Source organism: Arsenophonus endosymbiont of Aphis craccivora (assembly GCF_013460135.1).
Classification (GTDB): Bacteria; Pseudomonadota; Gammaproteobacteria; order Enterobacterales; family Enterobacteriaceae; genus Arsenophonus; species Arsenophonus nilaparvatae.
In genome coordinates this window covers 561,334-573,793 of the sequence record NZ_CP038155.1, presented here as the reverse complement: position 1 = coordinate 573,793, position 12,460 = coordinate 561,334, and the positions used below count along the sequence as shown (strand labels likewise).

General features: G+C 41.5%; 11 protein-coding genes and 3 pseudogenes. 11 read left to right on the top strand and 3 right to left on the bottom strand.

The features are described 5' to 3' along the window. Positions 1–3 precede the first annotated feature (3 nt). The 3 genes and pseudogenes from E3U36_RS03125 to E3U36_RS03115 form a co-directional block, all read right to left on the bottom strand. Complete coding sequence (locus tag E3U36_RS03125) at positions 4–1,242, bottom strand: multifunctional CCA addition/repair protein (protein WP_180817066.1); 1,239 nt, start codon at positions 1,240–1,242, stop codon at positions 4–6. Positions 1,243–1,251: 9 nt separating this feature from the next. Further along, positions 1,252–1,875 (bottom strand): TIGR04211 family SH3 domain-containing protein, encoded by a 624-nt coding sequence (locus E3U36_RS03120; RefSeq protein ID WP_180817065.1) that lies wholly within the window; start codon positions 1,873–1,875, stop codon positions 1,252–1,254. 370 nt (positions 1,876–2,245) lie between these two features. Further along, positions 2,246–3,064, bottom strand: a pseudogene (locus tag E3U36_RS03115) (IS5 family transposase); the annotation flags it as partial. Between the two features lie 180 nt (positions 3,065–3,244). On the opposite strand from E3U36_RS03115, the gene E3U36_RS03110 reads away from it, so the two are divergent. The 11 genes and pseudogenes from E3U36_RS03110 to rodZ all read left to right on the top strand — a co-directional run bounded on the left by E3U36_RS03110 (position 3,245) and on the right by rodZ (position 12,368). After that, positions 3,245–3,862, top strand: coding sequence for a bifunctional [glutamate--ammonia ligase]-adenylyl-L-tyrosine phosphorylase/[glutamate--ammonia-ligase] adenylyltransferase (locus E3U36_RS03110; RefSeq protein WP_238337498.1), 618 nt, complete (start codon positions 3,245–3,247; stop codon positions 3,860–3,862). A 47-nt stretch (positions 3,863–3,909) separates the two neighbouring features. After that, a pseudogene (locus E3U36_RS03105) lies at positions 3,910–4,833 on the top strand (IS5 family transposase). A gap of 177 nt (positions 4,834–5,010) precedes the next feature. Further along, positions 5,011–5,346, top strand: coding sequence for an ISC system 2Fe-2S type ferredoxin (fdx, locus tag E3U36_RS03100; protein ID WP_180817063.1), 336 nt, complete (start codon positions 5,011–5,013; stop codon positions 5,344–5,346). A 28-nt stretch (positions 5,347–5,374) separates the two neighbouring features. Then, positions 5,375–5,575 carry a Fe-S cluster assembly protein IscX gene (gene iscX / locus E3U36_RS03095; RefSeq protein WP_180817511.1) on the top strand — a complete coding sequence of 67 codons (201 nt, stop codon included), beginning with the start codon at positions 5,375–5,377 and terminating at the stop codon, positions 5,573–5,575. Positions 5,576–5,742: 167 nt separating this feature from the next. Further along, entirely contained in the window at positions 5,743–7,053 is a 1,311-nt protein-coding gene (pepB, locus tag E3U36_RS03090; RefSeq protein WP_180817062.1) for an aminopeptidase PepB, read from the top strand. A gap of 76 nt (positions 7,054–7,129) precedes the next feature. After that, entirely contained in the window at positions 7,130–7,564 is a 435-nt protein-coding gene (locus tag E3U36_RS03085; RefSeq protein ID WP_180817061.1) for an enhanced serine sensitivity protein SseB C-terminal domain-containing protein, read from the top strand. A 190-nt stretch (positions 7,565–7,754) separates the two neighbouring features. After that, positions 7,755–8,678, top strand: a complete 924-nt coding sequence (locus E3U36_RS03080; protein ID WP_180817060.1) for an IS5 family transposase — start codon at positions 7,755–7,757, stop codon at positions 8,676–8,678. A 283-nt stretch (positions 8,679–8,961) separates the two neighbouring features. Then, the gene (gene ndk, locus E3U36_RS03075) at positions 8,962–9,387 is read left to right on the top strand and encodes a nucleoside-diphosphate kinase (protein WP_180817059.1); all 426 of its coding nucleotides are present in this window, start codon (positions 8,962–8,964) and stop codon (positions 9,385–9,387) included. A gap of 187 nt (positions 9,388–9,574) precedes the next feature. Continuing rightward, positions 9,575–10,746, top strand: a pseudogene (gene rlmN, locus E3U36_RS03070) (dual-specificity RNA methyltransferase RlmN). A 113-nt stretch (positions 10,747–10,859) separates the two neighbouring features. Beyond that, positions 10,860–11,171, top strand: a complete 312-nt coding sequence (locus E3U36_RS03065) for a tetratricopeptide repeat protein (RefSeq protein ID WP_180817058.1) — start codon at positions 10,860–10,862, stop codon at positions 11,169–11,171. A 171-nt stretch (positions 11,172–11,342) separates the two neighbouring features. After that, positions 11,343–12,368, top strand: coding sequence for a cytoskeleton protein RodZ (gene rodZ / locus E3U36_RS03060; RefSeq protein ID WP_180817057.1), 1,026 nt, complete (start codon positions 11,343–11,345; stop codon positions 12,366–12,368). The last annotated feature ends 92 nt before the right edge of the window (positions 12,369–12,460 follow it).

Below are 12,460 nucleotides of genomic sequence, written 5' to 3'. Positions count from 1 at the left end.
AGCTTAAATCGGTAGAATGGTTTGTTGCTGCCACCAGTAAGTTAATGTTTGGATACGTTTTCGGTTAAGCTCATCCCTGATCGCGATCCCCGTTATACCCTGCACAATAAGATCTTTGCTTGATACTTGTTGTACAGTCTTAAACGCTTCAATAACAAATTTAGCTTGTGGATAAGTGATATGCTCTCGCCCTATCCTGCCGCGGGCATCTGCTTCACAGGCGATGACTAATTGATTGATACGCTCCGGCTTGCGCCAACTATCTAATTGATTAAATAGATTAATAACAGTTTCTGGTGTTAACTGATGAATTTGGTGGATTTGTTGATGAAAACGAGCCACTAATTTAGCTAATTCTTTCATTCTATTAGGAATACGTAGTCGATTGCACATAGCCTCAATTAGCGAAATACCTTTGCTAACATAATCGTCATGAGTGTGACATTGTTCAGATGGGGTCAGCGCTTTACCAAAGTCATGGCAGAGAGCAGCGAAGCGAGTTTCGACATTGTCAGTTAATGAGGCCGCTACCTTTAAGGTTAAAAGCGTATGTATTCCGGTATCTATTTCGGGATGTGATTTTGCCGCTGCCGGTGTGCCAAATAATTGATTAATTGCAGGAAAAAGAATAGCTAGCGCGCTACAATCATATAAGACACGAAAATAGATTTCAGGCGATAATGATTGTAGTGCTTTTTCCGTTTCTCCCCACACTCTTTCTGCGCTAATTGTACTAAGCTCATGATTAAAAACCATTTTTTTCATCAACGATTGTGTTTCATTGGCAATAGTAAATTTTTGGTTAGCTAGCCGAGCAGCAAAACGTGCCACTCTGAGTATTCGCAGAGGATCTTCGGCAAAAGCAGCGGAAACGTGGCGTAATAGGCGATTTTTTATATCCCGTTCACCATGGTATGGATCAATCAGTTGCCCATCTTCAGTTTGCGCAATCGCATTGATGGTCAAATCTCGACGTAACAGATCCTCTTCTATCGTGACATCAGGTGCGGCATAGCAAGAAAAACCGGTATAGCCAACACCCGTTTTGCGTTCTGTACGAGCCAGGGCATACTCTTCACGTGTTTTTGGATGGAGAAAAACGGGAAAATCCTTACCTACTTGCTGGAAACCTAATTTGATTAAATCATCTGGGGTAGCTCCGACCACTACCCAGTCACGATCAGAAACAGGCAACCCTAGTAGCTGATCTCTTACCGCGCCACCAACAAGATAAATCTGCATGGTATTTTTTTAATTCATCCAGCGTTCATTACGTTTTTTACGTCGTGGGATGAGATGAGGTAATAATAAACCAAAAATTAAACCTGCACCGGCAACGCCACCGCCATACATAAACCACTGTAAAATGAGCTCGCGGCGATTATTATCAAGATTTATTTGTGCAATCTCTAATTTTTTTTCTGAGCGGATTAACTCATTTTTCAGTTTTTCGTTTTCTGCGATTAGATTAGCAATAGTTTGATCACTGGCTGCCACTTTGCTTTGCATTTCACTGGTTTGATTATTCCAGTTACTATCAATGCTGGTCAATTTTTCACGTAATGCTTGATTTTCCTTTTCAAGTAAGGGAATACGTGCTTTTACACTGGGTGTTTTGCTGAGTTGATTTTTGGGGAACCAAGCAACTCGTCCTTTATAATCAAGAACTTGGTCGTAGCCGGTTTCAGCATCTGTGTTCAATAACTGAACTTGATCACCACTTTTAAGGCTACCAATAATGCGATAATCGGTTCCAGGTCCTCGATGGATAAAGGTAGGCAGTTCATCAGAAACATAAAGCGTTTCTTCTGCTTGAGTTGTCATTGGCAGGTTAAATCCTATCAATGCTAAGATAAATAAAGGAAATTTTCTCATTGTATTCAACTATCTTCAAACTGTGAAAAAAGTGCTATTCGCTGATACTAATGCGTTAAATGTATTGATGCAAATCTAAAAAGGTAAAATAATAATTCTTTTAATTGATTTGCCATTATTAATAATATTTCATTTTTTATTATTTTCAGGTAAAAACCATAGAATAAAATTCTTTGTTAGTTATTTTTCTGGTGTTTAGTTATTAATATAGACTTAATTAATATTAGAATTGTTTTTAGAAACAATTTTTGACTGTTAGTAAGGAAAAATGAATCACGCTTTGGCTGCTGTTTTCTGGCTTATTTATGTTAAACGGCTTTGTTGAATAAATCAGAATTAGCCGACAGGATGGCTCCCTCTGCTACAGCTGTTATCCGATCCTGACGCTGTGTGGCATACCCAACAACGTCATACGGTTCAGCGCTTTGACCATCGCCATTGCTTCACCTACCTGAGCCTCATAGTCACGCAGCCTCAGATGGCCACCCAGCAAAGTTTTTATGCGGAACATCGCTGTTTCTGCCACTGAACGCCGGTGATAACCCACTTTCTTTTTCCACATATCATTACTCCTGCTCAGACGCTGATTCGCCACCGCATGGTTACGTTCATGGTACTTGTCCTGCCAGTATTTCGCTCTGCTTCGCGGCGGGATAAGGGGCCTGATTTTCTTTCTTAGCAACGCGTCGTGGCAGTAACAGGCGTCATAAGCACCGTCTGCTGACACTTCCCTGATTTTCCGGTGGGTTTGGTTAATCAGGCCCGGCAGTGCCTGCGCATCTGTCGTTCCGCTGAGCGATAAGTCGGCACAGATAATCTCATGAGTCACACTGTCTGCTGCCAGATGAAGCTTGCGCCACACTCTTCGTCTGTCAGCCCCATGCTGCCTGACTGTCCATTCACCTTCGCCAAAGACCTTCAGACCGGTACTGTCGATGACCAGATGCGAGATTTCACCACGCGTTGGCGTTTTTATGCTGATGTTGACGCTCTTTGCTCGTCTGCTGACCAGCGAGTAGTCCGGACAGCACAGCGGCAAAGACATGAGTTTAAAAATCGAATCAACGAAGCCCTGTAATGCCCGGAGCGACAGGTTAAACACACGCTTCATCATCAGGACAGTGGTAACAGCCATATCGCTGTAGTAAAGCGGCCGGCCACGACCTTCAGGCGAAGAACTGTCAGTCCATATTTTGTTCAAGCATCGCCATTAAAAAAATAACGGCATTATTGGCTACTGCGGATATTCAACCCCAGCAACTCTGTTATAGTGCGGATTGGTTGCGTTGCAAACTTTCTTTTACCCAATGGCTTACGGCTTTAACACTATCCTAATGAAAGGCATTTTATGAAATTGCGGCCATCAATCTTGGTTCAGCAGACGCAAAGGGTGGTATATGATTTTCAGCGTTACGCGCCTGAACTTTTACCTCTATCGTCACAGGAAAAAATATTTTTTGCCTTAAGTGATTTTGCCTACTTGCAGATCAAAAACCATCCTGTCTGGTGGACGGTTATACGTCAAAAGCCACCGCAAATAGGCAAATGGCAACATTATCATCAATGGTTAATCGAAAAGCTAGCCAATATAACTGCCGAGGAAGGGTTGCAGCGGATCCTAAGGCAATTTCGCCATCAAATGCTGATTAGAATAGCGTGGCTACAGATATTACATAAGGATAGTATGCCGCAAATATTGCAGCATCTGAGTGTGCTTGCCGAAACGTTAATCATCGCTGCAAGAGATTGGTTGTATGTCCAGTATTGTCATAATGGGGGCACACCTTGTGATAACCTAGGGCGACCACAACCATTGTTGATCCTTGCTATGGGTAAGTTAGGCAGCGGAGAGCTAAATTTTTCATCTGATGTTGATTTGATTTTTGCCTTTCCTGAAAATGGAGTTACCCAAGGGGGTCGTCGTCAGATGGACAATGGCCAGTTTTTTACCCGATTAGGGGCTTTGTTGAATAAATCGAACTTTTAGGTGATTGGCGGAGCTGATCGCTAAATTCGTTTCAACATCAGGTCCCCATGGCAAAGCAAAAGTTTAAAATTACCAACTGGCCCGCGTACAACAAGGCACTCAGACAACGCGGTTCCCTGACGGTCTGGCTTGATGAGTCGGCCATCGCTGGATGGACTGACAGTTCTTCGCCTGAAGGTCGTGGCCGGCCGCTTTACTACAGCGATATGGCTGTTACCACTGTCCTGATGATGAAGCGTGTGTTTAACCTGTCGCTCCGGGCATTACAGGGCTTCGTTGATTCGATTTTTAAACTCATGTCTTAGCCGCTGTGCTGTCCGGACTACTAGCTGGTCAGCAGACGAGCAAAGAGCGTCAACATCAGCATAAAAACGCCACCGCGTGGTGAAATCTCGCATCTGGTCATCGACAGTACCGGTCTGAAGGTCTTTGGCGAAGGTGAATGGAAAGTCAGGCAGCATGGGGCTGACAGACGAAGAGTGTGGCGCAAGCTTCATCTGGCAGCAGACAGTGTGACTCATGAGATTATCTGTGCCGACTTATCGCTCAGCGGAACGACAGATGCGCAGTCACTGCCGGGCCTGATTAACCAAACCCACCGGAAAATCAGGGAAGTGTCAGCAGACGGTGCTTATGACGCCTGTTACTGCCACGATGCGTTGCTAAGAAAGAAAATCAGGCCCCTTATCCCGCCGCGAAGCGGAGCGAAATACTGGCCGGACAAGTACCATGAACGTAACTATGCGGTGGCGAATCAGCGTCTGAGCAGGAGTAATGATATGTGGAAAAAGAAAGTGGGTTATCACCGGCGTTCAGTGGCAGAAACAGCGATGTTCCGCATAAAAACTTTGCTGGGTGGCCATCTGAGGCTGCGTGACTATGAGGCTCAGGTAGGTGAAGCAATGGCGATGGTCAAAGCGCTGAACCGTATGACGTTGTTGGGTATGCCACACAGCGTCAGGATCGGATAACAGCTGTAGCAGAGGGAGCCATCCTGTCGGCTAATTCTGATTTATTCAACAAAGCCCTGTTGCGATTGAAAATGCAATTAAACAACTGGATAAGCAAACACAGGATTTTGCTGCCAGACGTATGGATATCTCTATTCGTCAGGCATTATCAGGTCATTCTGTGGACGAGATATAATAATGCCGAAAATAATTTTTTTACCGCATAAAGAGTTATGCCCTGAAGGGGCGGTTGTGGAAGTCGAGAAAGGTGAATCGATTCTTAATGCTGCCTTACGTAGTGGTATTGATATTGAACATTCTTGTGAAAAATCTTGTGCTTGTACCACATGCCACTGTATTGTTCGTGAAGGTTTTGATTCACTGGAAGAAAGTTCTGAGCTAGAGGATGACATGCTAGATAAAGCATGGTGGTTAGAGCCTGAAAGCCGCTTAAGTTGTCAGGCTATTGTGACCAACGAAGATCTGGTAATAGAAATTCCTAGATATACGATCAATCATGCCAGAGAGCATTGATCCTTAGATTTAATTGCAGGAGGGGATGGTGAGTTTAAAGTGGATTGATAGCCGTGCAATAGCAGAGGCACTCTATGATAAATATCCTAATATTGATCCGCAAACGGTTCGTTTTACCGATATGCATCAATGGATTTGCCAATTAGACGATTTTAATGACAATCCGCAAGCTTCAAATGAAAAGATCCTAGAAGCCATTTTATTAATATGGCTTGATGAGTATCAATAATGAATGATTGAAGCAATCAATTACATATAAAGCTGGGAATTGCTAGCTTTTTTATTGCTATCACTCATCGTGCAATGTATTAACTCATGATAACCTTTATGATTAATATCTTATATTTATCAATTATTCCATAAACACAATATGACAAACTAAGGTGGGAAGAGGGAATGGAAAAGCAGATCATGCAAGTCTCGCTATCTTATCAAGCAGCGGCGCCTTGTTGGGGAAAGAATGCATTAATCAGTTCTAGTGAACAAGGGATAGTCATTCATCTGAAGCCACAAGCAAAACTGTGTTCTATCCAGAGTGCTGGTCGTAGATTGGACAGTCAAGGCATTCACCATGTGCTGTTAGCAGGTAATGACTGGGACTTGGAAAAAAGTTGGGCATTTTGGCAAGGTTTCAGAGCACCTAAGGGAGCGCGTTCGATTGAATGGCCAAATTTATCTGAAAATGAAAAAAAAGAGCTACAGTATCGCATCCGAATTATTGATTGGGTAAGAGATATTATTAACGCACCGGCTGAAGAATTATCGCCTGAACAGCTGGCTCAGCGTAGCGCTGATTTATTATGTGAAACAGTAAAAGATAATATTAACTACCGTATCATTCAGGGTGAAGAGTTAGCCAAACAGAAATATAGTGGAATTTATACTGTAGGCCGTGGCTCAAGCCGTCCACCCGCATTACTAGTGCTGGATTATAATCCGACTGGCAATTTAAAAGCACCGGTATTTGCTTGTTTAGTAGGAAAGGGAATTACGTTTGATTCTGGTGGTTATAGCATAAAGCCATCTTTATCAATGAATTCAATGAAAGCCGATATGGGTGGGGCAGCTATGCTAACTGGAGCGTTAGCCTTAGCAATAAGCCGAGGTTTAAAACAACGAGTAAAACTTTTCCTCTGCATTGCCGATAATATGGTTAGTGGTAATGCCTTTAAATTAGGTGATATTATTCGCTACCGTAACGGCAAATCTGTTGAAATTATGAATACCGATGCGGAAGGAAGACTGGTTTTAGCAGATGGATTGATCGATGCTTGCAAAGAAAAATCAGCATTAATTATTGATGCTGCTACGTTAACTGGCGCTGCCAAAATCGCGGTAGGTAACGATTATCAATCGGTATTGAGTTTTGATGACAAATTGGTGGCTGAATTGATGTCAGCAGCAGAAATGGAGAATGAACTCTTTTGGCGATTACCTTTAGCTGAATTTCATCGCCGCCAATTACCTTCTGGATTTGCTGATCTCAATAATATTGCATCACCTTCTCATACTGCGGGCGCCAGCACCGCTGCTGCTTTCTTATCTAATTTTGTTGAAAATTATCATAAAGGGTGGTTACATATCGATTGTTCGGCGGCTTATCATAAATCTGCTGTGAATTTATGGGCGGAAGGTGCGACTGGCATTGGCGTCAGGACGATTGCTAGTCTATTGCTAAAAAAGCAAAATAGCGGTTATTTGGTATGATTATTTACCCAGAAATATTATTTTTACGGGTAAATAATTAGTTAGCAAAAGAGTATTAGTTAGGAAAGAAGCTAAAATGGCAGCTGATAAAATCAATCAAACCGCGCTGATGACTACCATTACAGTGCCAGGCGGTAGTGTCATTAAATTGCGCATACCTAAAACTATGCCGCAACAATTAATCAATGTGCTATGTCAATTTTTACAACAGCATAAAATCATACGCCGTGCTTTTTTACTGCAAGCGGAGGATGATACTGTAGTAGAAGCGTCGGTTATGCTTATTGCTTTAGAAATTAATATTGGCTATGAAAAAGAAGGGCAACTATTAATTCCGCAGTTAGGAAGCATGGCGCTTGATTATCTGGAAGCTAATCAGTCAGTTGATTTTTATTTTTTGCAACCGAATAGTACAGGTATCGATCATTTTATTGTGCGCCATCCGCAGCCGTTTTATCAACGTAAAATAGGGGGCTGGTTGCGCAGCACCATTGCTGTTAAAAATTGTTAAATTATGTCACCCATTATTCCTTTATTTATACCCCGCTTTTTTTATATTTAAATTTGTTTATGCCTAAATCCTAAAGAGAATTGAGCAGATTATTGTTTGTGATCATGTCTGGTGTGGCTTTGTTGAATAAATCGAACTTTTAGGTGATTGGCGGAGCTGATCGCTAAATTCGTTTCAACATCAGGTCCCCATGTCAAAGCAAAAGTTTAAAATTACCAACTGGCCCGCGTACAACAAGGCACTCAGACAACGCGGTTCCCTGACGGTCTGGCTTGATGAGTCGGCCATCGCTGGATGGACTGACAGTTCTTCGCCTGAAGGTCGTGGCCGGCCGCTTTACTACAGCGATATGGCTGTTACCACTGTCCTTATGATGAAGCGTGTGTTTAACCTGTCGCTCCGGGCATTACAGGGCTTCGTTGATTCGATTTTTAAACTCATGTCTTTGCCGCTGTGCTGTCCGGACTACTCGCTGGTCAGCAGACAAGCAAAGAGCGTCAACATCAGCATAAAAACGCCAACGCGTGGTGAAATCTCGCATCTGGTCATCGACAGTACCGGTCTGAAGGTCTTTGGCGAAGGTGAATGGAAAGTCAGGCAGCATGGGGCTGACAGACGAAGAGTGTGGCGCAAGCTTCATCTGGCAGCAGACAGTGTGACTCATGAGATTATCTGTGCCGACTTATCGCTCAGCGGAACGACAGATGCGCAGGCACTGCCGGGCCTGATTAACCAAACCCACCGGAAAATCAGGGAAGTGTCAGCAGACGGTGCTTATGACGCCTGTTACTGCCACGATGCGTTGCTAAGAAAGAAAATCAGGCCCCTTATCCCGCCGCGAAGCGGAGCGAAATACTGGCCGGACAAGTACCATGAACGTAACCATGCGGTGGCGAATCAGCGTCTGAGCAGGAGTAATGATATGTGGAAAAAGAAAGTGGGTTATCACCGGCGTTCAGTGGCAGAAACAGCGATGTTCCGCATAAAAACTTTGCTGGGTGGCCATCTGAGGCTGCGTGACTATGAGGCTCAGGTAGGTGAAGCAATGGCGATGGTCAAAGCGCTGAACCGTATGACGTTGTTGGGTATGCCACACAGCGTCAGGATCGGATAACAGCTGTAGCAGAGGGAGCCATCCTGGCGGCTAATTCTGATTTATTCAACAAAGCCGTCTGGTGTTTTAAGTTTTATAAAAATGTGATTTAAGCTAAAGAAATAAAAAAATTGTATAAAAAAAATTAACAAAATTTATCGTTAAGTGGGCAATTGAATTGCCAATATTTATAATAGCTAGCTATTTTGCCTTAATAAAATGATGATAAATCTTTTTCTTGGCGGGCAGAATGGATGCAAGGCAAAAATATCCTGATGAAAAATAACAGCTAAGAGGATTTCTAATGGCAATACAACGCACGTTTTCCATTATTAAGCCAAATGCAGTTAAGAAAAATGCTATTGGTGCGATTTATGGCCGGTTTGAGCAAGCTGGATTCGAAATTATTGCTGCTAAAATGGTGCATTTAAGCGAAGAACAGGCAGCTGGATTTTATGCTGAGCATAAAGGTAAGCCTTTTTTTGCCGGATTAGTCGAGTTTATGACCTCAGGCCCCATAATGTTGCAAGTTTTAGCCAGTGACGATGCTATACAGCGCTATCGTGATTTGATGGGCGCAACGGATCCTGCTAAGGCATTGCCTGGGACACTACGTGCTGATTATGCTGATAGTTTTACCGAAAATGCAGTTCATGGTTCAAATTCTGTCGTGTCAGCAGAGCGAGAAATTGCTTTTTTCTTTACTGATGACGAAATTTGTCCGCGTTAACAAACAGAAATAGGATATTATTAGCAAAATATTAATAAAGTTTGTAAAATACCATGCCTTGTTAAGTGATTTATTGACAAGGTTATGGCATATAAAGCTATTAAAATAAGATTTAATGCCAATAAATATAGTTAATTATTAAAAATATACAGTTTTCGCCGAAAAGTGTAATAACGAGGCAATAAAAATGTTTCAATCTAAAACAACAGCGCAGTGTGTGCCCTCTTTTTCTCCTGTTACCAAATCAACAAAAATTAATTTGTTGGATATGGATCGTAAACAGATGCGGCAATTTTTTAGTGACATGGGTGAAAAACCATTTCGAGCCGATCAGGTAATGAAATGGATTTATCACCACTGTTATGATGATTGTGATTTGATGACTGATATCAATAAGGTGTTGCGGACTAAATTAAAAGCAGTTGCAGAAATTCGGGCGCCTGAAATTGCGCAAGAGCAGCGCTCTGCTGATGGCACTATCAAATGGGCAATCACGGTAGGTGAGCAACAAGTCGAAACAGTCTATATTCCTGAAGATGATCGAGCGACACTTTGTGTCTCTTCTCAAGTTGGCTGTGCCCTTGAATGTAAGTTTTGTTCAACCGCTCAACAAGGTTTCAATCGTAACTTACGCGTTGCAGAAATCATAGGCCAGGTGTGGCGGGCTGCTAAAGTCATCGGCTCTTTAAAATCTAGTGGCCGGAGGCCAATTACAAATGTTGTGATGATGGGAATGGGAGAGCCTCTATTAAATCTAAACAATGTTATTCCAGCAATGGAAATTATGATGGATGATTTTGGCTTTGGATTGTCAAAACGACGGGTGACTTTATCGACGTCTGGTGTTGTGCCTGCGCTTGATAAATTGGGTGATATGATCGATGTTGCTTTGGCAATTTCCTTGCATGCTCCGACTGATGAAATTCGTGACCAGATTGTACCTATTAATAAAAAATACAATATTGAAACTTTCCTGGCTAGTGTTAGGCGTTATCTCACTAAATCTAATGCAAATCAGGGACGTGTTACCGTTGAGTATGTGATGCTAAATGGTGTGAATGATAGTATTGAACATGCTCATCAGCTCGCTGAATGTCTTAAGCATACGCCTAGCAAAATTAATTTAATTCCTTGGAACCCATTTCCTGGTGCGCCATACAGCCGTAGTTCTAATAGTCGTATTGATCGTTTTGCAAAAGTATTGATGAAATATGGTTATACTACTATTGTGCGTAAAACACGTGGTGATGATATTGATGCGGCCTGTGGTCAATTAGCGGGTGATGTTATTGATCGAACAAAACGAACATTGAAAAAACAGCTTGCTGGTGTGAACCAATTATAGTAAAAGCAGTCTGAATATTAATTATGTAAATAAAGGGAATTAGATATCATAATTCCTTTTATTACCAGTTATATAAACAAACGAGAGTGATATGATAAGGATATCTATCATTAATATTCTATTGTTAGTGGGTTTATTAATAGGATGTACTAGTATTAATAAAGACGTTGATATTGCGATTGTGACACGGACACAGCTAGGCATTGCTTATTTATCAGGAGGGAATTATCCAGCAGCATCTTATCATTTTAAGAAGATAATGCTGGCAGAGCCAAACAATGGGATAGCAAATTTAGGCATGGCGGTCATGATGCGTCAGCAAAAGCAACCAGAGTTAGCATTAAAATATTTTAAAGTGGCCATGCGTTCATCAGCAATCAATAATACAAGTATGCGATATTATTATTTAGACTTTTTATGCTCTGAAAACATATCTTAGGAGATAATGAAATTGAGGAAAGAGGAAGAACGTAGTGGGCTGAATTGTCAAAATATTTCAAAAGTAAAATAAAAAATATTATCGGTATGAAGGTTTTTTATTAACTTATAGATGAAGTTTTTTAAAAGCCTTCATGATGTTAAAACTCAAAAAAGACCAATATTTCCGCGAATGAATAGCAAACCTAAAACAGAAAAAACAGAAATCACCGTTGGCCAACGTTTATTACAGGCACGGGAAACGCTTGGTCTTTCCCGAGAAATCGTTGCCGAGCGACTTTGCTTAAAAGTGTGCACAGTACGTGAGATAGAAGAAGACAGCAATTCCCATAATGTTGATCCTACTTTCTTGCGTGGTTACATTCGTTCTTATGCAAAATTAGTGAAAATGCCAGAAAAAGAAATTCTTGAATTATTGGATAAACATACACCAGCAAAAGCTGCTGTAGTTTCTCCTATGCAGAGTTATTCTCTAGGAAAAACCCGTAAAAAACGCGAAGGCTGGTTAATGAAATTTACCTGGCTAATTATAATTATTTGTATTGCTATGGTAGGTATTTGGTGGTGGCAGGGTTATAAAGTACAAAAACAAGAAATTGCCACGATGGCTGAACAGAATCGATCGAATACTGCTCAAATGCCGGCAGATCCAGCTTCTTCTACTCCTGGTGAAGTAGCAGAGACTGAACAAAATAATTTAAATACATCGTCGACAGAAACTAATGTACAGCCGGTAACCTCATCGATAGCTAATAATGTCGTATCACCGGCTCCTAAAACGCCATTAACTTCTGAAACACCAAAAAATAGTGATATAAATGATAATATCGAGTCAGTAAATCCAGCAGAAGTAAAAACAGTGCCATTGCCAGGCAGTATGAATAATAGTAATCCAGAACGAGATAGAACAGCAGAGGTTTCTACTGATACTGATGCTGCTAATATAGAATCTGGTGATGGAGTTGTGATGAACTTTAAAGGGGAGTGCTGGTTAGAAGTTCGTGATGCTAAAGGTAAGATTTTATTTAGTGGTATTAAAAATGCAGGCCAGAAACTTGAATTAAATGGTGAACTTCCTTATCAATTTAATATTGGTATACCCGCCAATGTTAATCTGCTATTCAAAGGTAATTCCGTTGATCTAAATCGCTTTATTAAAGCTAATCGTCCAGCCAAGTTTAAATTGCCTGGATTGTAAATGAATATTGTAAGACAACATCTATAAATAATGATAAATTGTGAACAAATAAGAAGCCATCGTCAATTCGAAGGCTTCAATTATAGAAATAG